Annotated in this window: 22 protein-coding genes and 1 tRNA gene; 8 read left to right on the forward strand and 15 right to left on the reverse strand. The window is 42.4% G+C overall.

Translation table 11 applies throughout. The features are described 5' to 3' along the window. Nucleotides 1–2: 2 nt before the first annotated feature. The 4 genes from AV939_RS05650 to AV939_RS05670 form a co-directional block, all read right to left on the reverse strand. Nucleotides 3–1,034: an alpha/beta fold hydrolase gene (locus AV939_RS05650; protein WP_061997310.1), complete on the reverse strand. Its 1,032-nt coding sequence runs from the start codon at nt 1,032–1,034 to the stop codon at nt 3–5. 112 nt (nt 1,035–1,146) lie between these two features. Further along, nucleotides 1,147–2,373 (reverse strand): sensor histidine kinase, encoded by a 1,227-nt coding sequence (locus tag AV939_RS05655; protein ID WP_061997312.1) that lies wholly within the window; start codon nt 2,371–2,373, stop codon nt 1,147–1,149. After that, nucleotides 2,366–3,055, reverse strand: a complete 690-nt coding sequence (locus AV939_RS05660; RefSeq protein ID WP_057791912.1) for a response regulator transcription factor — start codon at nt 3,053–3,055, stop codon at nt 2,366–2,368. The genes AV939_RS05655 and AV939_RS05660 overlap by 8 nt, the downstream gene beginning before the upstream one ends. 591 nt (nt 3,056–3,646) lie before the next feature. Continuing rightward, nucleotides 3,647–4,228: a hypothetical protein gene (locus tag AV939_RS05670; RefSeq protein ID WP_057791916.1), complete on the reverse strand. Its 582-nt coding sequence runs from the start codon at nt 4,226–4,228 to the stop codon at nt 3,647–3,649. A gap of 205 nt (nt 4,229–4,433) precedes the next feature. Here AV939_RS05670 and AV939_RS05675 point away from each other — a divergent pair, with 205 nt between their 5' ends. Beyond that, a complete protein-coding gene (locus AV939_RS05675; RefSeq protein WP_063457309.1) occupies nt 4,434–5,588 on the forward strand; it encodes a serine hydrolase domain-containing protein in 1,155 nt (384 codons plus the stop codon). Between the two features lie 80 nt (nt 5,589–5,668). Here the strand turns inward: AV939_RS05675 and AV939_RS05680 are convergent. Then, a tRNA-Ser gene (locus AV939_RS05680) sits at nt 5,669–5,757 on the reverse strand. A gap of 237 nt (nt 5,758–5,994) precedes the next feature. Between AV939_RS05680 and AV939_RS05685 the strand changes: the two genes are divergently transcribed. From AV939_RS05685 to AV939_RS05710, 6 genes are all read left to right on the forward strand, one after another. Then, complete coding sequence (locus tag AV939_RS05685) at nt 5,995–6,660, forward strand: Bax inhibitor-1/YccA family protein (RefSeq protein ID WP_013784150.1); 666 nt, start codon at nt 5,995–5,997, stop codon at nt 6,658–6,660. Nucleotides 6,661–6,774: 114 nt separating this feature from the next. Next, entirely contained in the window at nt 6,775–7,164 is a 390-nt protein-coding gene (gene tusD, locus AV939_RS05690) for a sulfurtransferase complex subunit TusD (RefSeq protein WP_061997315.1), read from the forward strand. Continuing rightward, on the forward strand, nt 7,164–7,526 hold the full coding sequence (locus tag AV939_RS05695) for a DsrE family protein (RefSeq protein WP_061997316.1): 363 nt from the start codon (nt 7,164–7,166) through the stop codon (nt 7,524–7,526). The genes tusD and AV939_RS05695 overlap by 1 nt, the downstream gene beginning before the upstream one ends. Next, a complete protein-coding gene (locus tag AV939_RS05700; RefSeq protein ID WP_061997317.1) occupies nt 7,526–7,885 on the forward strand; it encodes a DsrH/TusB family sulfur metabolism protein in 360 nt (119 codons plus the stop codon). Before AV939_RS05695 ends, AV939_RS05700 begins: the two co-directional genes overlap by 1 nt. 190 nt (nt 7,886–8,075) lie before the next feature. Beyond that, nucleotides 8,076–8,423, forward strand: a complete 348-nt coding sequence (locus AV939_RS05705; protein WP_057791926.1) for a TusE/DsrC/DsvC family sulfur relay protein — start codon at nt 8,076–8,078, stop codon at nt 8,421–8,423. Nucleotides 8,424–8,483: 60 nt separating this feature from the next. Further along, complete coding sequence (locus AV939_RS05710) at nt 8,484–9,302, forward strand: HAD family hydrolase (RefSeq protein WP_061997318.1); 819 nt, start codon at nt 8,484–8,486, stop codon at nt 9,300–9,302. Between the two features lie 202 nt (nt 9,303–9,504). Here AV939_RS05710 and serS read toward each other — a convergent pair whose 3' ends face one another. The 6 genes from serS to lrp all read right to left on the reverse strand — a co-directional run bounded on the left by serS (nt 9,505) and on the right by lrp (nt 16,758). Next, complete coding sequence (gene serS / locus AV939_RS05715) at nt 9,505–10,797, reverse strand: serine--tRNA ligase (RefSeq protein WP_061997319.1); 1,293 nt, start codon at nt 10,795–10,797, stop codon at nt 9,505–9,507. A gap of 10 nt (nt 10,798–10,807) precedes the next feature. After that, the gene (crcB, locus tag AV939_RS05720) at nt 10,808–11,191 is read right to left on the reverse strand and encodes a fluoride efflux transporter CrcB (protein WP_057791932.1); all 384 of its coding nucleotides are present in this window, start codon (nt 11,189–11,191) and stop codon (nt 10,808–10,810) included. A gap of 5 nt (nt 11,192–11,196) precedes the next feature. Continuing rightward, entirely contained in the window at nt 11,197–12,531 is a 1,335-nt protein-coding gene (locus AV939_RS05725; protein WP_061997320.1) for a replication-associated recombination protein A, read from the reverse strand. A 10-nt stretch (nt 12,532–12,541) separates the two neighbouring features. Next, entirely contained in the window at nt 12,542–13,339 is a 798-nt protein-coding gene (gene lolA / locus AV939_RS05730; protein ID WP_061997321.1) for an outer membrane lipoprotein chaperone LolA, read from the reverse strand. Between the two features lie 5 nt (nt 13,340–13,344). After that, nucleotides 13,345–16,032 (reverse strand): DNA translocase FtsK, encoded by a 2,688-nt coding sequence (locus AV939_RS05735; protein ID WP_061997322.1) that lies wholly within the window; start codon nt 16,030–16,032, stop codon nt 13,345–13,347. Nucleotides 16,033–16,272: 240 nt separating this feature from the next. After that, the gene (lrp, locus tag AV939_RS05740; protein WP_013784161.1) at nt 16,273–16,758 is read right to left on the reverse strand and encodes a leucine-responsive transcriptional regulator Lrp; all 486 of its coding nucleotides are present in this window, start codon (nt 16,756–16,758) and stop codon (nt 16,273–16,275) included. 146 nt (nt 16,759–16,904) lie between these two features. Between lrp and ald the strand changes: the two genes are divergently transcribed. After that, a complete protein-coding gene (ald, locus tag AV939_RS05745; RefSeq protein WP_061997323.1) occupies nt 16,905–18,035 on the forward strand; it encodes an alanine dehydrogenase in 1,131 nt (376 codons plus the stop codon). A gap of 139 nt (nt 18,036–18,174) precedes the next feature. Here the strand turns inward: ald and pyrF are convergent, their stop codons facing one another. The 4 genes from pyrF to AV939_RS05765 all read right to left on the reverse strand — a co-directional run bounded on the left by pyrF (nt 18,175) and on the right by AV939_RS05765 (nt 22,741). After that, on the reverse strand, nt 18,175–18,870 hold the full coding sequence (pyrF, locus tag AV939_RS05750) for an orotidine-5'-phosphate decarboxylase (RefSeq protein WP_061997324.1): 696 nt from the start codon (nt 18,868–18,870) through the stop codon (nt 18,175–18,177). Between the two features lie 7 nt (nt 18,871–18,877). After that, nucleotides 18,878–20,047 (reverse strand): lipopolysaccharide assembly protein LapB, encoded by a 1,170-nt coding sequence (gene lapB, locus AV939_RS05755; RefSeq protein ID WP_061997325.1) that lies wholly within the window; start codon nt 20,045–20,047, stop codon nt 18,878–18,880. Nucleotide 20,048: 1 nt separating this feature from the next. Next, nucleotides 20,049–20,306: a LapA family protein gene (locus tag AV939_RS05760; RefSeq protein ID WP_057791948.1), complete on the reverse strand. Its 258-nt coding sequence runs from the start codon at nt 20,304–20,306 to the stop codon at nt 20,049–20,051. A 95-nt stretch (nt 20,307–20,401) separates the two neighbouring features. Continuing rightward, nucleotides 20,402–22,741, reverse strand: coding sequence for a PilZ domain-containing protein (locus AV939_RS05765; RefSeq protein ID WP_061997326.1), 2,340 nt, complete (start codon nt 22,739–22,741; stop codon nt 20,402–20,404). Nucleotides 22,742–22,793 lie beyond the last annotated feature (52 nt).

The following is a 22,793-nucleotide window of genomic DNA, read 5'->3' on the forward strand; positions in this document are numbered from 1 at the left end:
GTTTAGAAATTCGCTCTCACCCAAGCAGTCGCTTTCGCAATGGCTTGAGGATTAGATAATATGCTCATGTGATCAGCATGTTTAATTAATTCAACAGAGCCTAAAGCACTATTCTCAAGAATAAAGTTCGGGTATGCGCTCGCCAAAAAAACTTCATCTTCTTGTCCTATAATCGCTATTAATGGCTGAGGTATATTGAGCAGTGCTTTATCGGTTGTGTCTGGCCTGTTAGATTGAGCAGACATAATTGAAGAATAACTATAAGCCATCATATGTGGTCGAAAATTAAAATACATAATAGTTAATGAGTCTAAATGATTAATTCCTATAGTGTTTAACATCAATAGCCCAATCATTCTTGTCTTATTGAAAAAAATTGGCGAATTGCCCGCCATATCTCCACTCGCTTTACGCTGTGTAGGGCCTTCGCCAAAATTAGGAGCAAACAATAAGTATCCGTCTACGTCTGGTTTATTATCTTTCAACGCGTAACGCATAGTAATACCGCCCCCCATTGAGTAACCACCAATAATGATATGACGATATGGACCTTTTGAGGACACGTTAGCTTTTGACGTTAAGTATAAAAGGATATCTTCTAAATCATCCTCATATTGGCCAATGTAAGCAACATCGAAGTTGTTTCCTTGAGAAAACCCGTGTCCCCTCAGATCGGGTAATAATATTTGAGCCCCTGTTGCCTCATGCAACTGCGTTGCAGTATTTATTAATGTTTGATGAGTGGATGCTATTCCATGTATTAACACGATAACGCGCTGAGAATCTGGACCAATCTTACGCAAATAGAGCGACGTACCATCTCTAGCGGCCACTGTCATATGTTGCCCATCAAAATTCAATGGTTCATTATGATTTGCATTATTTACATCATGATGAATCAAGCTAAACGGAAGCTTACTGGGCCAAAATATTAGGCTAAAACTGATGGTTAAATAGCTAAGTAATATACAGCTAAAAACAATGCTACTTTTTACAATTTTTTTCGACAGTGTTGATGTGTTTTTTACCTTCATGACTGCTCCTATTTGATTGAATGTTGATTACGCGAAGAGGCCTAGATCAAAATATTCATTAGGAGTTTAAGTGGAAATAGGTGAAGCAAAGGTAAAATTTAAACCGAAATGGCTAGGTAATGGTTGAAATAGCGACCCTGTAGATACGGTCTGCTTGCTCAACCTTGACGCTCCACCCCATTTCTTCAACGATGCGTTTCACAAGGTATTGACCATGACCTAACCCTTGATAATAAGGACGTTCTTGTGTCGCTTCCAGTGAATTTTCAAAAATGAGTTCGTGCCCTGAAGAACGGATTGTCATAGCTTTACCATTTCCATGGTAGAGCCCGTTGTTTACAAGGTTTTGGCAGAGCAAACCCAGCAAAAGCTCATTGCCAATGGCCCGCATTTTAGGACAAACTGCAATGAGAGCATTAAAAGAAAAGTCGGGGTATAGATGGTAAACCTTCAGTACTGTTTTCTCGATAATCGGTAAGACGCTAAATTCTGTAAACTCCAAATTTTCTTGTCTGGCTAATGCTAAAAGTATTTCAACGGTCTGTTCAAGTTCATTGGCAGATTGTTTTAATAGATTGTGCTCAGCGAGACTACCCACCTTTGCATTATTAAGTGTTAATGTATTTTTAATTAAAGTGATGGGAGTACGTAACTCATGGCTAACGTCGCGAGTAAAATTTCGTTCCCGTTCCAATAATATTTGAATCTCGTCATAAGACTCAGCAAGCGCTTTGGCAAGTTTTCCAATTTCATCTGATCTATCTAAACCAAACATAGATGCTACGGCGACATTTCTTTCAGATTTAAAGTCAACATTAGTGCGCCTGTTTTCAACACTTTTAGTCAATTGCTCTACAGGGCGCGAAAGCCATTTAGACAGATACCAGGAGCTCAATAAGCATAGAATAAATGCACTTCCAGAGATACTATAAAGAAATAAAGACTTATATTGGCTTAGGTGTTGATTCGCAGAAAAAGAATTTATGTTCATCAGTAACAGTTGGGGGCTTTGCTCAATCGTAAATACTCTAAAAACAAACTGTTGATTGTCTTTTGTTTCAAAACTTCCGCTACGCGCATTGCCAACTGCCGTAATTATCTCATTGGGAACCGACTCCATATTGGAATATAAAACTGAGTTTAGTATTGTTGGCATTAACAAAGGGTTGGTGATTGCTGTTAAGCGGTGTTCCTCTTGTGCAAGCACAGATTGATAGGCGTTAGCTTCGGCAATTTCTATTAATATAGTTGAAAAGCGTATGAAAAAAATACAGATGATTAATGATAAACAAGTAAACGCAACCATTAGTCTATTTTGTAAGCTTGTAAACCTAATCATCTATACCCTTTAACTGATAGCCAATATTGCTGATTGTGTGGAGGATAGGTTTTCCCGTTACTTGTTCAGTTGCTTTTCTTAGCGCATAAATGTGTGATTTCAGCGCATTGCTTTCAGGGGGATCATTACCCCAAACATGCTCAATCAATTCAGAGCGACTGACAGGGTAAGGCATTTCACTTAATAGCTTATGTAAAAGCTTAAACCCCACCTTCGTTACTTTTATATTTTCACTACTCCACAACACCTCAAACGACCTAGTGTCGAGAGATAACGCCCCATGGGAAACCACAGTATTTTGATGCAACTCAGACCTTCTTGACATCGCTTCGCATCGCAAAACCAGTTCTCTTAAATCAAAAGGCTTAGTAAGATAATCATCAGCACCTTTTCTAAAGCCTTTGACTTTATCCTCAAAAGCATCCCTAGCAGTAAGCATCAATATTGGTATGTTGGCGCTAGCGTGACGCTTAACGTCTTCACATACTCGTAAGCCGTCAGTGTCAGGTAAATTTAAGTCTAAAATAACAACGTCGAACGTATGCTCTAATGCTAATTTTACTCCTAACTTACCGGTTGACGCATAATCTACGTCCCACTCATGACTTTGAAAAAAAGTGATAATTTGATTCGCTATTGCTTGGTTGTCTTCAACAAGAAGCACGCGCAATTTACGCTTCATACAGATCTCCCTTTGCATAAAAACTGTGATAAAGCTGATTAAGTCAGCTTTATTCATCCAAAATTGTACTAAATAGCTTACTTATGGAAGGTGATGTGAAGGTGAAATTTACTCTTTTACAACACTTCACTCCAAATTTACTTAACAGTACTGATGATTGTTAGTTCATTCAATAAACCAAGTAACAACGCGCATCAAATAAAAAGTTACATGAAGCGAGAGAATTTATTTTAGCTCAGAGATATTAGCGTCTCCCTTAACAGCAGAAAACACAAGATTATATTGTTTTTTAACTGTTTCTTCTAAGCACAACTCAATCTTTTACACAATATGAAGCTGTTGAACAGGTTCAGTTTAACAACCAGATGAAATTTAAATCAGCTGAGGAATTGATAGATAAGGTTAGTCGTAACTACGTAGAAATTGATAAAGTGAGCATTATTATCAGCAACTTAGAAAGTGTTAAACATCATAAAGCGTTCGCGAACGTAAAACGTCGGCAGGACGTTTACAACCTTTATAAACAAAGCCAAACTTCGTTTTTACAGCGAAGTCGGCCTTCAGTATATTAATTTGAGCGTAATTACCCGATTAGAATGCGTATCTTATACTCATGTTTACGATTTCTTGGTCAGAGTATTTCGTGTATTCAATGCCCCCTATAACCCCCAAAAGGTCGTATAAAGCACCAAACCTATATGCTTTTTGGTCGGCGTCACCATCCCAATTTTGTACTTCGACACCACCAAAAACCTCTACGTTTTCGGTTAATTGATAGCGAACGTTTGTAGCGGCGCTAAAAAAATCTGTGTCAGCGCTTGCTGAATCACTATCGCGGGTGCCCGTCATATCAAAATTACCCAAACCCACTCTGTAATCAAGTGTCAGACGGGGTGAAATATTATGGATGTATCCAACCGAGAACTGCCGTTGCAATACATCAAGCTTGAACCCATCATGAGAATCTGAAGAATCCGTATGCTTATATTCAACAAAAAAGCCATACCCCACCTCACCACTTGCTCTGAGTTCATATCCATTCAAATTAAATGGTTCAAGATCGGCTAATTCTGTTTTTACAAAACTCGCCTGCAGGAAACTATAAGAAGGTTGAACTGCATGTGCGAAACCGCAACACGATAAGCACAAGGTAGGGAGAATAAGTTTATACATGTTTGTCCTTTATAGGTTTATTTAAACGACCTAAAGGCTAGCAACTCGATGGTGAATTGAAGGTGAAAGCACTATCGGAAAAAAAAACAAGTCAAACTTTATTATCCATATTCGTTCACCCTTATTTCACTTTGCATATTTTAGTATTCGCTTACTAGGAAACGGTACATTACTTATGAGGCTATAAAATATGACAGGCAGAAAAATGTTACAAAAAACGATGATCGCAAGTGTTGTGTGTTTAGGTTTAGCGGCTTGCGGATCAAGTAGCAATTCAACAGAACCAACTTTGCCCAGCCCACAACCTGCTCCAAACGTTGATTATCAGGAAATGCTAGAAGTGGCAGTAAATTCTGGTGTGCCCGGGGTTATAATGGCAATTGAAAGCCCAGAAATTAACTTTACTGGGGCCGCTGGGGTTGCCGATATTGACACTCAAGCACCTATGCAAACGTATCATCAAATGCCAACGGGAAGTTCAGGTAAAAAGGCCACGGCCTTATTAGTTGCTATGCTACACGAAGAAGGCATGCTGGATATGGACGACCTAATATCAACATGGTTGCCCACGACTATTTTGTCTCGTATTGAAAATAGCGAGAGCATGACCCTTCGACAGTTATTAAACCACACTACTGGTGTTTGGGATTACTTAGATGACGGTAGTTCAGACGAATGGTTTGAAGCTATTATTGATGATCCTACATCAGTCAAAACTGATATTTTTGCTTTGCAGTTTGCACTTGATCAGCCAGCATACTTTGCCCCTGGCGAGGCCTTTTACTATTCCAATACTGGTTATTTATTAGCAGGTCTAATTCTTGATGAGGTACTAGGCGAGCATCACCATACCGCCATGCGCGAGCGTTTATTTATAGGTTTGGGGATGAACAATACTTATTATAATGGCCTTGAAAAGGACAAGGGCAGCATTATTTCGGGGTATGCAGAATTTGATGATGAAATTGAAAATACGAAATTCATTTACGAAAACATCGGTGTTGCTGATGCACCATTAGTGTCTACAGTGGAAGATATGTCACTTTTATTGCGAGCCATCGTGAGTGAAAACTCACCCCTTGATTCCGCAATAACGGAACATTTGCTTGCCAGTGATCGTCTTGTTCAAGTTAACAGTGAAACGCAATACGGCTTGGGGATATTTTATCAAAACATTAATGGTAAAGACGTGTATCATCATGGCGGCGGCGATCCTGGTTATATTACCGAAAACTATTATGTCGCAGACAGCGATCTCACATTAACCGTATTTTTTAACTGTAGTGGCTATGAAGATTGCCAAGCTCCGGCTGCAAACTTTATGAATAGTGTACTTGAAACTATTTTCGAGGATAACTAGAAAGGCTAGCTAGCCTTTCATCGAAGGCGGGGGCTCCCCCGCGTTGCCACATCAGTCTTTCTTTTACCCATAAAAAAACCCGCAGAGGGAGGGATTCGAACCCCCGGAAGGTTTGACCCTTCGCCTGATTTCAAGTCAGGTGCATTAAACCGAGCTCTGCCACCTCTCCAAGTGCTGCGTATCATAATGATATTTTTATGACTGTAAAGTAAAAATTAAAAAAAACAGGTTAAGTGATGGCATTTCAGACAATTAGTGCGCTAATTGCGCGGTTGACACGTAATTCATACTTACTAACACTATTTTCATTTGAAACTACTTGAAAATGGGAACTAAAACCCATACAACATACACTAATAGTTAGTTTACCATTTTGGTTAAAGACATAGTCCTTTTGGAGGAAACAATGGATCAACGTTCGATGTATTCAAGTGCATCTCAACCATCAGTGTTGCAAACAAACAAGGTTTTGCGCAACACCTATATGCTGCTTGCGATGACACTAGCGTTCAGTGCGGTTTGTGCTGGTGTTGCCATGGCTGTAGGTATTTCCCCTATGATGTCATTAGGCATGACCATTGGTGCATTCATCACTTTATTTGTTGTACAAAAGAAAGCTGAATCAGCTTCAGGTATTTACTGGGTATTCCTGTTCACCGGTTTAATGGGTGCTTCATTAGGTTACACGCTTAACTTTTACTTAGGTGTAGCGGGCCCAGGCTTAATCATGGAAGCGTTAGGTGCTACTGCGTTAGTATTCTTCGCCCTTTCTGGTTATGCACTTACCACCAAAAAAGACTTCTCATTTATGGGTGGCTTCTTGGTAGTAGGCTTAGTTGTAGTGATTGTAGCGGCCATCGCGAATATGTTTTTCGCAGTACCTGCGGTAAGCTTGGCAATTAGCGCAGCTATCGTGTTTATTATGTCTGGTTTCATCTTGTTTGATACAAGCCGTATCATCAACGGTGGCGAGACGAATTACATCCGCGCAACAGTTTCTTTGTATTTGAACATTTATAACTTGTTCACGTCTATGCTTCACCTTCTAGGTGCATTTGGCGGCGACGACTAAGTTTAACGTTAGCGTAAAAGAAGACACCCCGTTACTGGGGTGTTTTTGTTTCTACAGCGCAGTTTTTATTGCTAGGTTTAACATTAGTTTTATCACTAACCATGTTTTAGAGTAATGGCACACTATTCAATTTTAGTAACAAGCTCCCCCTACGAAGGTCAACATGCACAGCGTGCGGTTGCCTTTATCAAAAGTGCAATTTCACAAGGGCATACTGTAAATAACATCTTCTTTTATGGTCAAGGTGTGCACCATGCTAATGGCTTCATGGTAGAAGTGGGTGATGAATTCTATCCACTTAAAGCATGGCAAGCGCTCAAAAACGAGCATAATATTACCTTACTGCTTTGTATTACTGCCGCGGTTAAACGCGGAGTCATTGGCGAGCAGGAAGCCGCTAGCGCTGGCGTATCCGCTGCTAACGTGGCAGATGGGTTCGAACAAGCAGGTTTAGGTGAGTTTTTTACTGCGCTTCACGACTGCGATAAGGTGGTACAGTTTTAATGGCTACTTTACTCATTCGATTTACTCAAGCTCCTTATCAATCTAGCGCCAGTCAAGATGGGTTAGACTTTGCATTAGCTGCCACCAACTATGGCCATGAGGTTATTGTGTTGTTCGAACATCAAGGTGTGTTGCAGCTCAATAAAACTGAATCTGTGCGTGGAACAAAAAACCACAGCAAACGGTTAGGTTCCCTACCCTTTTTCGATATTGAAGAATGTTACGTTTGCGAAGAAAGTTTAAAGCTGTCACTTCTAAATAACGAGAAACATGAATTAATAGCGCAATTAGACGCCTCACTATTATCAATTGATGAAAAGCTTGCACTGAGTGAGCGCGTTGACCACGTGGTGACCTTCTAATGCTCTTTATTGTAAAATCTTATCCGTTAAAGGCTGTAGCCATTAAAACCCTTCAACAGGCGTTTAGAAGAGCTGATTCTGACCAAGCGCTAGTTTTGATAGACGACGGTGTGTATTACGCCCAGCAGACTGACGGCGGTTTAGCGAACATAATAGGTGCAAGTGAAAATTTGCGCAGATCAGCAACTAGTATGTTTGCCTTACAAGAAGATATGGCGCTACGCGGTATAAGCGATAGTGTGAGTCAAAAGCTTGACCATGAAGCAGGTAGTGAACACGATACTTCTTCTATTACACCAGTATCGTTGGATGCGTTTGTAGCACTGACTGATACTTTTTATCCTATTGTGTACCTATAGATGGACTTATAATTGATTTTTAAGGCCGTTGTTCTAAGCAAATCAGCTAGGCTGTTACCATACGCTATTTACTTAGCTAGTTATCTTCTAACGTCTAGGTTTTCACCTGTAAAGCAATTGCGCCTATACAGCTGCAACACCTAACATCGACATTCACAATATTCAATGCGTCAATTACAGAGCTTTATTAATGACCCAAGAACAGTTTCATTTTGAATTTAACGGCACAGACATTCCTACTGACAAAGCAGGCTATCTGCTTGATCACACTTTGTGGAATGAAGATATGGTGCCAACACTAGCTGCAAACGAAAACATTACGCTTAGTGAGCCTCATTGGGAAGTTATTCGGTTTGTACGTCATTTCTATGAAGAGTTTGAAACTAGCCCTGCTATTCGCGCTCTGGTTAAAGCAATGGCCGCTAAATATGGACCAGAGAAAGGTAACAGTCGTTATTTGCAACGGTTGTTCCCTAAAGGGCCAGCTAAGCAAGCCACCAAACTTGCTGGGTTGCCAAAGCCTGCTAAGTGCCTGTAAAACCTATTTCAGTTAGAGCACGTGCTTAGGCACTAATTAAGACCTAATGAGGAGCTGTACATGGATCTTATCTTTTTCGATTTAGACGGGACGCTATTAAACAGCGAATCGCAAATATCAAACTACACCCGCGAAACGTTAGCCCTGCTCCAACAAAACGGCATTGCATATACGGTGGCAACTGGCAGAACCATGCTGTCAGCTAACAGCATTATTGCAGAAGATAACTTTCTTCTACCCCATATTTACAACAACGGTGTGGCTATATGGGATCCCACTGCCAATGCATTAACCCTTGAAAATCTAGTTAATGGTAATGAACTCGAATTCATCATTAACCTTGCCCATCAAAATGATATCACGCCTTTTGTTAATGTGATTGAAGGCACGTCTCATATTGTTCATCACCCAGCACCGAAACACCCAATAGAACAAAATTTATTAGATAAGTATTTTAAGAAAACTAACGCAGTACTTCGCCCGTTAAGCCAGCTTTCCCTTTCAGCTAAAATAACCAACATTAGTATGATTGGTGACAATACAAGGGTTAGAAATATGTACAAAACAATCAACGAAGTTGAAAACCTTATTGCGTATTCAGGGCCTGCAATTGAAGGGCAATCTTTTAGCTGGATGGATATTCACCACCGTGCGGCCAGCAAAGGTAGTGCGGTTATGAATTTGAAACAGAAACTTGGCGCGACCAATGTTATTTGTTTTGGCGACAGCGACAACGATTTAAGCATGTTCGAATTAGCGAACGAATGTTACGCCCCCGACAACGCTAAGCCGGTTATCAAAAGCGCGGCCAGTGAAGTGATTGGGCATCATAATGAAGATGGTGTAGCACGCTTTCTGAGGCAGCGATTTTCACTGTAAGTCACAAGTAAGCGACAAACACTAAACGCTCTGCTTTTTGCTGCTAGGCATTTACCATTTACTAATAGATATATGCCAATAGAGAGTTAGTTTTTCCCCACATACAAATAAGCTCGTAGATTCAACATCTACGAGCTTATCTTCAGCAACTAAATACGTAATGTAAGTCCAGCGCTAGATTTGTAATAAATTAGCTTGAGAGCTAAGCCTTTATCACTTCTACACCGTTCATGTACGGTACTAGGGCTTTAGGTATCGTTACACTGCCATCAGCCTGTTGGTAGTTTTCTAAAATAGCCACCAATGTACGGCCAACTGCCAAACCAGAACCATTCAATGTATGAAGCAATTCAGGCTTGTTTGTTTCTGGGTTTCTAAAGCGGGCTTGCATACGTCTTGCCTGAAAATCTACCATGTTTGAACATGATGAAATTTCACGATACGTGTTTTGCGCAGGCAACCATACTTCTAAGTCGTAAGTTTTACATGCGCCAAAGCCCATGTCGCCAGTACAAAGCAATACTTTACGGTATGGCAATTCAAGCTTCTGCAAAATGGTTTCAGCGTGCTGAGTAAGTTCTTCTAATGCGTCGAAGCTATCTTCAGGCTTCACTAGCTGTACAAGTTCAACTTTGTCGAACTGATGCTGACGAATCAAACCACGGGTATCACGGCCATACGAGCCTGCTTCTGAACGAAAACAAGGCGTATGCGCGGTCATCTTAACCGGTAGCGACTTCTCATCTAGAATTTCATCACGGGCGATGTTGGTTAGCGGTACTTCTGCAGTTGGAATAAGTGAAAGCCCTTGGCCTTCTTCCGTTGCTGGCTGAGTATGAAATAAGTCTTCACCAAATTTAGGTAATTGACCTGTGCCATAAAGGCTGTCAGCGTTTACCAAAAACGGGACATACATTTCATCATAACCGTGTTCGTTGGTGTGAACATCTAACATGAACTGGGCAATGGCGCGGTTTAAACGAGCCATCTCACGGCGCATCACTACAAAACGGCTACCTGTTAATTTAGTCGCCGTAGCAAAATCTAAGCTATTATTTAGCCCTTCACCAATATCAACGTGATCTTTCACTTCAAAATCGAAAGTACGTGGCTCACCCCAACGTGAAATCTCAACGTTGTCGTCTTCGTCTTTACCTTCAGGTACCGACTCATGTGGCAAGTTAGGAATGCCTTGAGTAAACGCAGTGATTTCATCAAGCAATACGGTTAGTTCAGCTTTAGCTGCATCTAAGTCATCGCCTAATTTGCCCACTTCTGCCAACAAAGGCGCAATATCTTCGCCTTGTGACTTTGCTTTACCAATGGACTTACTTCGAACGTTACGTTCGTTCTGCAGATCCTGTGTTTTGGACTGAAGTGTTTTTCTTTTTTCTTCTAGCGAGTTAAATGTAGCTACATCGAGGTTATAACCACGGGCAGCCAAACGCTTGGCAGTTTCTTCTATATCGCTTCGTAAACACTTTGGATCTAACATGTGTTCCTACTTATCCTTTCATGAGTTCAATAGCCAGCCAACCTGCTAATAAGCAAGCGCCGACGTTGAGAAATATATTAGCAATGGCTTTTAACCACAGCTCGTTTTCTAATAATGTGAGCGTTTCCACAGAGAATGTTGAAAATGTGGTAAACGCGCCTAACAGTCCTACCCCAATTAATGCTCGGTAAGGAGAGTCAGTTAATTCGTTGCGCTCAATAAAGCCATACAGGGTAACTAAGGCAAATGAACCAACAACGTTAACCGCTAGTGTACCAAAGGGCATATTTTTTCCAAACCAAGAATCTATGGTTGTGGTACAAAAATAACGCAAGCAAGCCCCAACTGCACCGCCTGCTGCAATATAGCAGTATAAAATAACGCCTTGAGGCACAATGTTCACCGTTTTTGATTATTACGCGCACTCTGCGCGTGTTCATTGAGATTATCTAAATAGTCACGTTTTGCCTTAAGCGCTTTTTCTAACCCACGTTCGTTAGGCTCGTATAAGCGAGTACCAGCAATGCTATCAGGCAAATACACTTCACCTGCCGCGAAAGCATTTGCTTCGTTATGCGCATACCGATAACCATCACCATGACCTAAGTTTTTCATTAATTCAGTGGGGGCGTTACGTAAATGCATGGGCACAGGTGCATCGGATGTTTGTCTGGCTAATGCCTTCGCTTGACTAAACGCCATATAAACAGCATTACTTTTTGCCGCCAATGCACAATAAACAGCAGCTTGTGCAATGGCACGCTCACCTTCAGCTGGCCCAACGCGATGATAGGTATCCCACGCGTTTATGCATAACTGCATAGCTCTGGGGTCGGCATTACCAATATCTTCCGATGCAATTGCCAATAACCTTCTTGCCACATAAAGCGCATCGCCGCCACCATCTAATATACGTGCATACCAATATAGCGCAGCATCAGGATCTGAACCCCGTACCGACTTATGAAACGCCGATATTAGGTCGTAAAATGTATCACCTTTATTGTCGTAGCTGGCAATTTTTTCGCCTACGGCTTGTTCAATATCGGCAATAGAAATAACACTGTTCTCAGTAAAGTCAGCGGCTAGCTCTAAATAAGTGAGTAACCTGCGGCCATCACCGCCACACAAACCTAACAAGGCGTTACTGGCATCTTCCTCAATACTTAACTGTCGTGAACCTAACCCTTTTTCTTCATCGGTTAGTGCCCGTTGCATTAATTCAGCAAGTGCATCTTGTTCTAATGCTTTAAGTACGTAAACCCGTACACGAGAAAGCAGTGCGTTGTTCAATTCAAAAGAAGGGTTTTCAGTGGTTGCACCTATGAAAGTAACAGTGCCCGACTCTACAAAAGGTAAAAAGGCGTCTTGTTGGCTTTTATTAAACCTGTGTACTTCATCTACAAATAATAAAGTACGTTGGTTATAGCGGGAGTTTTCTTTCGCGGTATCCATTGCCGCGCGAATATCTTTCACCCCAGAGGTTACCGCCGAAATGCGAATAACCGAGGCATTGGTATATGTGGCAATAAGCTCTGCTAAGGTTGTTTTACCCGTACCAGGTGGGCCCCATAAAATCATAGAATGGCAGTGGCCCGCTTCTAGCATTTTACGTAGCGGTTTGTTAGCGCCTAATAGGTGCGACTGGCCGGCATACTCATCTATGGTCACCGGCCGCATTTTGGCTGCTAGTGGTGCAAAAGGTTCAAGCGGTTCTTTGTTATCGTTAATCATCTATTCTTAGCTATCGCTGATCATCAATAATATAGCTTTGCGGCACGTCTACAGAGAAAAGATTGTCTTTAGCAGTATCAATAGCAAAATCTAAATCTTGCTTGCTAAACACTAACGCACTGGTTTGATCTTGTGCATCAAGCATATCTAACGTCGACAGAATACCGTCGCTGTTGAACCCTAATGTCAGTGACTTTATTTGACCATCTGTCGATTTAGGCACAATTTGGTATTGCTCTAACGTTGAGCTGGCTTTCGCGTCATCAAGCTTGCTGATCACAAAACTGTCCCAAGTTTCATCGTCGTTAGCCGTTAATAAAACAATAGGGTTATCTTTAATCGCTTGGTCTTGCGAAATAATAGTGACCTGCTCAACAAAGGTATCGATATTCCATACCGCTTCACCATCTGCGATAAGCAAGGTTTCATCAGGAAACGTGGTTTCCCAGCGAAGCTTATTCGGGCGCATCATGGTTAATGTACCCTGGGCTTCATGCACTATATTGCCTTGTGCATCGGTTACCGTTTGTTTAAAAGCGGCTTGGTATTGCTGTAATCCATGTAGGCGTTTTTTCAAAAGTACATTTGCACTATTTGCTGCATCAGCGGCTGCATCATCTGCTTTCGACATTTCTTTAGCACTGTGAGCGGTAAATTTAGGCTTTGTTGCAGAACCTACCACCACAGTGGCATCGCTATTGGTTTTTGGCGCATCGCTAGTTAAATTAGCGCTGGCAATCTGCATTGCAGATAAGCTCAACGGCGCCGTTAACGCCATTGCCATCATAATAGGTACTACTTTATTCATTGTTGTTAATCCTTAGGCGCTGGCGGAGCTAATACTTCGCGGTTGCCGTTGTGACCCTGTGCACTTACGACGCCACTAGATTCCATTTGTTCCACTAATCGTGCTGCGCGATTGTAACCAATTCTGAATTTGCGTTGCACACTAGAGACACTTGCTCTTCTTGTTTCGGTAACAAAGGCTACGGCTTCATCGTAAAATGCATCAAATTCTTGATCTTCACCTTCGGCTTGTTCACCCGGTAAAAGTACTTCGGCAGACGCTTCGCCATTTAATATCTCATCAATATATTTAGGTGCACCTCTACGTTTCCAATCCGCCACTACGGCATGAACCTCGTGGTCGTCCACGAACGCGCCGTGCACACGCGTTGGAACTGGGCTACCTGGTGGCAAGTACAACATATCACCCATGCCTAGCAGTGCTTCAGCACCTTGTTGGTCTAAAATGGTACGTGAATCAATTTTACTAGAAACCTGGAATGCAATACGCGTTGGAATATTCGCTTTAATTAAGCCGGTAATAACATCTACCGAAGGACGCTGCGTGGCGAGTACCAAATGAATACCTGCCGCACGGGCCTTTTGTGCAATACGAGCAATAAGCTCTTCCACTTTTTTACCAACAATCATCATCATGTCGGCGAATTCATCTACCACAACTACAATGGCAGGCAGTTTTTCTAAATCTGGTGCATGAGGCTCCATGCTTTCTTCACTCTTCCACAACGGATCTTGAATAGGCGTGCCAGCGGCAATCGCTTCTTCCACTTTTGCGTTGTAGCCTTTTAGGTTTCTTACCCCCAAGGCGCTCATTAAGCGATAACGACGCTCCATCTCACCTACACACCAACGAAGGGCGTTAGCCGCTTCTTTCATGTCGGTAACCACTTCGGCAAGCAAATGCGGAATACCTTCATATACCGATAGCTCAAGCATTTTCGGATCTATCATGATCATACGTACATCTTCTGGCGTGCTCTTATACAGCAAGCTTAAGATCATAACGTTAACACCAACCGACTTACCTGAACCGGTAGTACCCGCCACCAATAAGTGAGGCATTTTAGCCAAATCCACTATCACAGGCTTACCAGAAATATCCGCACCTAATACCATGGTAAGCGGTGAACTATTACGCTGAAAGGCATCACCACCAATCACTTCACTCAAACGTACCATTTCACGTTTTTTGTTTGGAAGCTCAAGGCCTATAACCGATTTACCCGGTATAACTTCTACCACACGTACTGATATTGCCGACATGGCGCGTGCCAAATCTTTAGACAACCCCGTAATTTTGCTTACCTTCACTCCAGGTGCTAAATCTAGTTCGAAGCGAGTAATAACAGGGCCTGGGTATACACCCACTACATTGGCTTCAATATTAAAGTCAGCCAGTTTCTCTTCAACTAGCCTAGATATACCGTCAATCTCTTCCTGTGTAAGCGGGTTTTCATGTTTATCCGCTCGTTCCAGTAGGTCAAACGAAGGCATGGCCGTAATAGGTTCGCTCCCCTCCCCTTCATGACGAGTAATGGATTTTGCACCCATCGCCACTGGCGTGAATGGTTGATGTGCCGGTTTTGGCGTTGGTGCTGATTCAGGAGCCGGCGCCGGCGCTGACTGCGGCTCTGGCGTCTCTATATTAACAGGCTCAGCAGTTTGTTGTGCCTCAGTCGCTGGCGCTTCAGTTAACGTATCGGTTTGCGACATGTCGAAGGTTGGTTCAATCATTTCATCAGACTGTGATTTAGCGATCTGATGATTCTCTACTACCTCATCTTTGCTAGAAGGCTTGGCTTCTTTCACTTTATTGCGCACAGCTTCGCGCATACCCGATAACGAAAAGCTCGACTTAGGTTTGTTTTCGCTTTCAGTATTAGCAGGCGTGTGGCTCTGAGTTTCAAAAGGCGGTACGTCATCTTCGTCAAACACATCATCTGGAATGCCAAATGATGGTTCACTGCGCTCAGCCTTAGGTGGCGGCGTAAAAACGGGTTCAGGCGTTTCGGCGGGCTCTGCACGCATGCTGGTGATATCTAATTCGTCATTTTCAGGCTTTGCACTGCGAGAAGGTAACGCAAGCCTTGGCATATCTAGGGCGAGCGCTTGTTGTGGTATCGACACACATTTGCGCCCAAACCAAAGTGTCATTTCACCTAGTCTGTCCACAATACTTAACCAGCTAATGCCCGTTAATAAGGTAAAGCCGGTACAGAAAAAGCACAGAAGCAACAAAATAGTGCCAGCGGTATTAAAGTACGGCACAAGGGCTGAACTAATAACATCGCCCACAAAGCCGCCGGCAGAAAAGTTGTATATGTCGTCAAAATTAATACTGGCAATGCCCGTGGCACCAAGTGCCATCAATAAACCACCAATAATGCGTAAACCTATTGTGAGGTAATCGAACTCTTCTAGGGCTTTAATGTGTTGGAATAAGAACCAACCTAAAAAGGCTGCACCAAAAGGAAGGAGGTAGGCTAAGAAGCCAAAAGAGAAAAGTAATAAATCGGCACTCCACGCGCCGGTAGAGCCTACCCAGTTATGTACGTCTAATTGCAAACCGGCTTGGCTCCAGCCAGGGTCGCCCGGATGAAAAGATACCAATGCCAGCAATAAGAAAAAGGCGAAGACACAGGCTATAATCATGCCGGCTTCCCAAATTCGCTGAATCCCTGTTAATTGCGTCATAACCCTAAATCACTTATTAAACTAAATTGATGTTTCGATGTTGTGATAATTCTATCGATAAAGAAGAATACAAATGCAGTGCCAATATTATCGTAATGTTTTCAATAAGTAATTTATTAATAAGGTGTATTACAAATCGGTTTACTTACACCCACTATTGCGAGTCAAATTCACACTAACAATAACCACTGTATTTTTGCACAGCCTATCACAAATGCCCATAATTGAGCCATGCTTTCATTACTTCAAATTAATCCGAAGCGATGTTGTACTTTTCACTTCTTCCATTACCACATAGGTTCGTGACTCACTCACCCCTGGAAGGCGCAGTAAAGTGTCGCCTAACAATCTACGATAGCTAGACATGTCTGCAACCCGGGCTTTTAGCAAGAAATCAAAATCCCCAGAGACCAGATGGCACTCTTGTATATCGTCATGAAGCCTAACCGCCGCAGAAAATTCTGCGAAGATATCTACCGACGTCTTCGTTAACGTTATTTCTACAAAAACAAGCATGGCGGCGCCCAGTTTTTCTGGATCAACCACGGCATGGTAGCCTTTTATATAGCCTTGGCTCTCTAAACGCTTAACCCGCTCTAAACAAGGACTAGGGCTCAAGCCCACGTCTTTAGCCAATTCCACGTTTGATATACGCCCGTTTTTTTGTAGCGAAATCAGTATATTCCTGTCTATTCGGTCAAGGTGTTTTGGGGTTTTTACTAGCATATTTTATTCTGCCCTGAATGTTCTATGCGTGATTATATGCTGCAACTGATATTTTTTCAGCACATAGTTCGCTTTTATCTACCGTATACTAATTAAAATAATAATCGGCAAGTGAGCCACTGGGCTAATCAATTAGAGGAAAAGTTATGTTAATCGGTGTACCAAAAGAAATTAAGAACCATGAATATCGCGTTGGCTTAACGCCTGCGGCAGTGAAAGAGTTTACCAGTCATGGTCATTCAGTGTTAGTTGAGACGCTAGCCGGTGATGCAATTGGTTTTACCGATGAAATGTACGTTGAAGCTGGTGCTTCTATCGCATCTACTGCTGAGCAAGTTTTTGCTGAAGCAGAAATGATTATTAAAGTAAAAGAGCCGCAAACGAATGAATGTAAAATGCTTCGTAAAGGCCAAACCCTTTACACTTACCTTCATTTGGCACCAGATCCTACACAGACAGAACTTCTTATCGCTTCTGGCGCAACCTGTATCGCTTATGAAACCGTAACCGACGACCGTGGCGGTTTGCCACTATTAGCGCCAATGAGCGAAGTGGCTGGCCGTATGTCAGTTCAAGCCGGTGCACATTACCTAGAAAAAGCACATGGCGGCAGCGGCACACTATTGGGCGGTGTTCCTGGCGTAGCACCGGGTAAAGTGCTTATTATTGGTGGTGGTGTTGTAGGTACGCAAGCCGCTAAAATGGCCCTAGGCCTAGGCGCAGACGTGACTATTTTAGACCGTTCACTTCCTCGCCTTCGTCAGTTAGATGACATTTTTAATGGCCAAGTGAAAACCGTTTACTCAACCGTTGATGCAATTGAACATTATTCGTCAAAAGCTGATCTTGTTGTTGGCGCTGTACTTATTCCTGGCGCAGCAGCACCTAAGCTACTTAACCGCGAACAAATTGCGGCTATGAAGCCAGGCTCTGTATTGGTTGATGTTGCTATCGACCAAGGTGGTTGTTTTGAAACCTCTAAAGCCACTACACACCAAGACCCTGTATACATCATCGATGACGTAGTGCATTACTGTGTTGCGAATATGCCAGGTGGCGTTGCACGTACCTCTACTATGGCCCTTAACAACGCAACTCTACCGTTTGGTTTGGCGTTGGCGAATAAAGGCCCTGCTAAAGCCATGCTTGAAGATAAGCACTTATTGAACGGTCTTAACGTTCATGAAGGCAAAGTAACGTATAAAGCTGTTGTTGACGCGTTAGGTGAAAAGTTAGGTTTAACTTACACCCCTGCTGAAGAAGCACTAAACGCTTAAGCAATTCTTGATTATGCTAGTGCGCTATAAGCACTAGCAAATAAAAACGCCCAGTTAGTGGTTAGCATATTGAATGCGTTCACTACTGGGCGTTTTTTTGTGTGTGCTTTTTGTGTGTATTTTTTTGTTTTTTGGGCAATTAGCTGATTGACGCGTTTACCTGCTTTAACACTTCCATAGGTTCGCTAGCTTGCGTGATTGGTCGTCCCATCACTAAGTAGCTTACGCCGCTATCTATTGCTTCTGGCGGCGTCATTACGCGCTTTTGATCGCCCGCATCACTGCCTTTAGGGCGAATCCCTGGAGTCACCAACAAAAAGTCTTCGCCAATTTCATTGCGTAACATTGCCGCTTCTTTAGCAGAACACACCACGCCATCTAAACCCGCTTGAGCAGTTAACGACGCTAAGCGTAATACTTGTTGCTCTGGCGTTACATTATCAATTACGCCGCTTAGCTGCGATTGATCCATACTGGTTAGTACCGTTACCGCAATTAATTTGGTTTCAGGTCGGCTACTTTGTGCAATGCCTTCTTTGGCTGCCTGCATCATTGGAAGTCCACCACTGGCGTGCACGTTTACCATCCACACACCAAGTTCAGCAGCAGCTTTGCACGCTTTACCTACCGTGTTTGGAATATCGTGAAATTTCAAATCAAGAAAAACGTCGAAGCCTTTAGCCACTAAAGATTTTACAAATTCAGGGCCAAATAAGGTGAACATCTCTTTGCCCACTTTAACTTTACACAGGCTGGGATCTAATTGGTCTACAAACGAAAGTGCTTGTTCTTGGTTGTCATAGTCGAGTGCAACAATAACGCGAGGTTCTTGCATGGTGAAGTTATTCTCCGTCTAGCCCTTTTATCGGTTTTACTACGCCCCACTTTTTACATGAAGGACATAGCCAGTAGAGTTTACGCCCAGAGAACCCGCAGCTATGGCAGCGGTATTTAGGGCGTTGCATCATTTGCTTCTCTACTAATTCTTTTAATATACGTAAACTCTCTGCTGAGGTCTTATCGTCTAATTGGTCGATATATAAACCCATAAGAGTTTTAAAACCACGCATGGTTGGGCGCTTACGTAGTTGTTCTAATAGATATTCTGCTGCTTGAGTGGTATCGCCTTTTTTAAGTAATACATCAACCATGGCAAGGTACGAGGTTGCACACTCTTGCCAGTGGGCTTCTAAGCTTTCCTCGAAATTATCCCAATCTCCGGTTTCTTCTGCAATTTTTTCTAAACTGGGCACCGCTTCGCTGAACCAATTAATATCACGCTCGGCCACTTGTACAAAATAAGCCCGTGCGTCACTGTAACGTTGTTGTTGAAGTGCAAGCTGTCCAAGCATTAACCAAGGTCTTACTGCATGCTCATCGGCATTAACGGCCTTTTGAAGTAAAGATAACGCAGAACCCTGATCATCATCTTTTAGTTTCGCTACCGCGTGCTCACAATAGAAATGCGCTAAACGTTCGCACACATCATCGTTGTCGCCATGGCATTCTACCATGCGCTCAGCAAGCTCAATGGCTCTGTCCCACTCTTTCGTGGTTTGGTAAATACTAAATAATTGTGTTTGCGCTACCAAATAGTGTTTGTCGCTATTGAGTAGTTGAAGAAAAGCATTTTCAGCCCGCTCTAAGAAGCCTGCGTGGGTGTAATCATGGCCAAGTTCTTTTAACGCGCTTTCCCGTTGTGTGGGTTGCAGCTCGTCTCGGCTTACTAGGTTTTGGTGAACCTTAATGGCTCTGTCTATTTCGCCGCGGTGGCGAAAAAAGCTGCCCATCGCAATATGAGTTTCAACCGTGTCGCTGTTTACGTTAATCATCTTAATTAACGTGTCTACCGCTTTATCAGGTTGATCGGAAAGCAGGAAATTTAAGCCTTTATAGTAATGCTTAGAAAGAATACTAGACTGTTTACGTTGTGCTTGGCGAACACTGTTACGGCCCATAATCCATCCGTAACCTGCTGCAACAGGCAAAAGTAAAAACAGCAGTTCGAGCATATTAGTGTTCTTTTTTCAGGCTATTGATTTTTGAATTCGCCGACAACAACTGAACGCGTAAACGTAACCAGCTTGCTGACATAATAAGTATCCCTACTAACACACCCAAAGAAAGCGCAATCGCAATAAGGGTGGAAACCCGCATGTTAGCTTGAGCAATAAGATAGTTAACGGTGATATAGGCTTCGTTTTGTGTGCCAATGACAAAAGCAAATGTCAGTAATATCAAAATGGCGAGTATTGTGAGGATCCCTTTCAAGACCAAACCCTTCTTGTACGTAATTAATAAAGAATAGCAAAATGCAGCAAGAGATAACACCAAAACCCAAGGTTTTAGTTGAGCTTACGTTAGCATTATGCGGTAGCTTCATCTTCTGATAAAGGACGCTCTTGCTTTGCAATTAATTTGGCCATAACCAAGTCGTGATGCAATGCAGACATATTAGTCACAAAAATACAGTGTGTATAGCCAGCTTGCATGGTTTCTAATTTATCGTACATTGCCTTATCAAGTTTAGACAGCTGTGCTAAACGTTTCTTCGTCAGCGGTGTGGTGGCGCCATAGCAGCGTATAGCCGTGACATTAGTGGCACTCACCTGCACTTTTTCTTCTTCTAACTGATTTTGAATTTGCGTACGCAATTTCGAATAAAGAAAATCGCTTTCTTTTATGTATACCAAGCGATTGTCGCTTTTACGTACACAATGCACCACAAGGTTGTTCTCCACATCGCCTTTAAACATGGCTTCAAGCATCATCGATTTAGGCTTGGCCACTGCTTTGTCGGCAAAAAAGCCATGTAATGGAATAATGTTTGCGGTACGAGAAAATGGGTATAAATCGTCAGACGAATCGCTTTGGTAAACGGTTTTGAGCCTATCCAGAATATGCCTATTCATTACACAAAGCACAGCAAGCGAAGGCATATGACGTACGGCTAATTCCCAAATGAATCGGTGAGTTGAGCGTTGAATACGGGCTATGTCTCTAATTTTGAAATACGCGGTATTTTCTTCAACCATCGCATCAACACTTGCTCCTGCCTTAGATTTTTTTACATCTTCTAAGCAAAGGCGTACAACGCCCGACGTGGCGTCGTAGTGAACAACCTTATATTTCTCGTTTTTGATTTTAAGGTCGGGGACCGATACCCGCACTTCACTTTGCAGTTCAGTACCTGGGGCAACCATTAACTTCATGCCACTGGCAGACAAATCGGCAACGCGAACATCAATTGAAGACAGCAGCCCTACTTTTATCATCGCTGCTTTATCGATGATATAACGGGTTTCAGAGCGTCTATCAAGGTCATCTTCCATCACAAAATCAATAGACCAGTTATCGCCAGAAGCACGTAGTGTTTTTGATAAGGGCTTAAAATCACACTTCTCGCTAAGGGTTAAGTTAGTAAGGTACATAGAAATATCCCGGCAGTACATTACATGGCTTAACGCCGCAAGATGCTCAAACTCTTTGCTCGGAATATCATGAATTGCAAAGGCTTTTACTTTGTCTTCTCGGCTCACATCTTCTAAGCGGCACTGCGTGCAAGTAAACTCGCCACTTTTAACTAAAAGATAAATAATGGCATTGAGTTGTCCAAGCTCTACTAATTGGCGATGGGTTGCCGTGATGGTAATTGCACCGCTTTTGGTTTTAATGACCCCGTGAAAAATAAACGCTTCATTGTACTTTTTCAGTTCTTGAACCAGGTTTTCAAAATGCGCTTTGTCTTGCAGGCTGGCCAGTAATTTTTCTGAATTATTATTATCGACATTCGCTTGAGTAAATAGCGCAATAATGGGTTTGAGTGATTTTTGATGGGCTGAAAGAAACACCGGCAACCATGGGCTGTTTTCTAAAATACGGTCACGCTCAAGGTCTTGCATTGCCCTTTCAATTTCTAAGTCTCGCTGCAAGGGCTGTTTATACGAGGTGCCTTTAATGTAGCGCTTCAAATTATTAAGCAGGCTAAGATCGGTTTCAGATGAAATCGTAAAAAATGATTCGTACTTACCTAAGTGCTTATTGTATTTAATAGCATCAAGTTCGTAGGTGATTTCTGTGGGTTCGGTGGTAAAGCCCATCACCTCAGGTATAACAAAGGTAACAATGTCACCGGTGGTTACGTTAGGCGGTCGTTTTGTTTCTACAGCAATACCCGTAAAAGAAAGCGAGCTAACCGTACAATGCCTACCCTTTTCAAAATCTACAGAAGATACCGTGAAGTTGGGCCGAACGGCGATGTCGTCACCAAAATCTATATCGGTAAATGATTGGCTTTCAACATTGAATGCTTCAACAATTTTCTTAAATTGATCGCGCTTGATTTGTGTTTGATAAAAGTCGGAGTTCATTACCGATTCAAACACACCTACCGTATATCGCTCTTGATATAAGGCAGTTTCATTTTGAAGGATTTTAGCGCCCACTTTGTCTAAGCGCATGGGAATACCAAAATGCTTAAACTTCATAACAGGGAATTTGGCGAATGCAGAATTGTCCGCGGATGCATCAGTTAAAGACGTGAGCCTAACGACTTCCTCTTTAATGATTTTGCGGATATTGCCTGGGAGCCGTTTTGAAAATTTATTAATACCTTCCAATAAGCGGTTTTGTTGCTCGTAGGGGATCAAGGCACGAATAAGCGGCTGATACTGCTTTATAATTTGTTGTTCTTCGCCGGCCGACATTGGTACACCATGCACCGTATTTAATTAACTACAATCTATTCAGATTTAAAAA

The organism is Alteromonas sp. Mac1, from assembly GCF_001562125.1.
In the GTDB taxonomy this organism is placed as follows: Bacteria; Pseudomonadota; Gammaproteobacteria; order Enterobacterales; family Alteromonadaceae; genus Alteromonas; species Alteromonas stellipolaris.

Excerpts from the sequence above, each read along its gene's own strand:
- AV939_RS05705 (WP_057791926.1), top strand. The coding sequence starts at position 8,076 with ATGACCCAAGAACAGTTTCATTTTGAATTTAACGGCACAGACATTCCT.
- AV939_RS05710 (WP_061997318.1), top strand. The coding sequence starts at position 8,484 with ATGGATCTTATCTTTTTCGATTTAGACGGGACGCTATTAAACAGCGAA.
- AV939_RS05675 (WP_063457309.1), top strand. The coding sequence starts at position 4,434 with ATGTTACAAAAAACGATGATCGCAAGTGTTGTGTGTTTAGGTTTAGCG.
- serS (WP_061997319.1), bottom strand. The coding sequence starts at position 10,797 with ATGTTAGATCCAAAGTGTTTACGAAGCGATATAGAAGAAACTGCCAAG.
- tusD (WP_061997315.1), top strand. The coding sequence starts at position 6,775 with ATGGCACACTATTCAATTTTAGTAACAAGCTCCCCCTACGAAGGTCAA.
- AV939_RS05670 (WP_057791916.1), bottom strand. The coding sequence starts at position 4,228 with ATGTATAAACTTATTCTCCCTACCTTGTGCTTATCGTGTTGCGGTTTC.
- AV939_RS05695 (WP_061997316.1), top strand. The coding sequence starts at position 7,164 with ATGGCTACTTTACTCATTCGATTTACTCAAGCTCCTTATCAATCTAGC.
- AV939_RS05650 (WP_061997310.1), bottom strand. The coding sequence starts at position 1,034 with ATGAAGGTAAAAAACACATCAACACTGTCGAAAAAAATTGTAAAAAGT.
- AV939_RS05725 (WP_061997320.1), bottom strand. The coding sequence starts at position 12,531 with ATGATTAACGATAACAAAGAACCGCTTGAACCTTTTGCACCACTAGCA.
- ald (WP_061997323.1), top strand. The coding sequence starts at position 16,905 with ATGTTAATCGGTGTACCAAAAGAAATTAAGAACCATGAATATCGCGTT.
- AV939_RS05660 (WP_057791912.1), bottom strand. The coding sequence starts at position 3,055 with ATGAAGCGTAAATTGCGCGTGCTTCTTGTTGAAGACAACCAAGCAATA.
- AV939_RS05655 (WP_061997312.1), bottom strand. The coding sequence starts at position 2,373 with ATGATTAGGTTTACAAGCTTACAAAATAGACTAATGGTTGCGTTTACT.
- pyrF (WP_061997324.1), bottom strand. The coding sequence starts at position 18,870 with ATGCAAGAACCTCGCGTTATTGTTGCACTCGACTATGACAACCAAGAA.
- lolA (WP_061997321.1), bottom strand. The coding sequence starts at position 13,339 with ATGAATAAAGTAGTACCTATTATGATGGCAATGGCGTTAACGGCGCCG.
- AV939_RS05765 (WP_061997326.1), bottom strand. The coding sequence starts at position 22,741 with ATGTCGGCCGGCGAAGAACAACAAATTATAAAGCAGTATCAGCCGCTT.
- AV939_RS05700 (WP_061997317.1), top strand. The coding sequence starts at position 7,526 with ATGCTCTTTATTGTAAAATCTTATCCGTTAAAGGCTGTAGCCATTAAA.
- AV939_RS05685 (WP_013784150.1), top strand. The coding sequence starts at position 5,995 with ATGGATCAACGTTCGATGTATTCAAGTGCATCTCAACCATCAGTGTTG.
- lapB (WP_061997325.1), bottom strand. The coding sequence starts at position 20,047 with ATGCTCGAACTGCTGTTTTTACTTTTGCCTGTTGCAGCAGGTTACGGA.
- lrp (WP_013784161.1), bottom strand. The coding sequence starts at position 16,758 with ATGCTAGTAAAAACCCCAAAACACCTTGACCGAATAGACAGGAATATA.
- AV939_RS05735 (WP_061997322.1), bottom strand. The coding sequence starts at position 16,032 with ATGACGCAATTAACAGGGATTCAGCGAATTTGGGAAGCCGGCATGATT.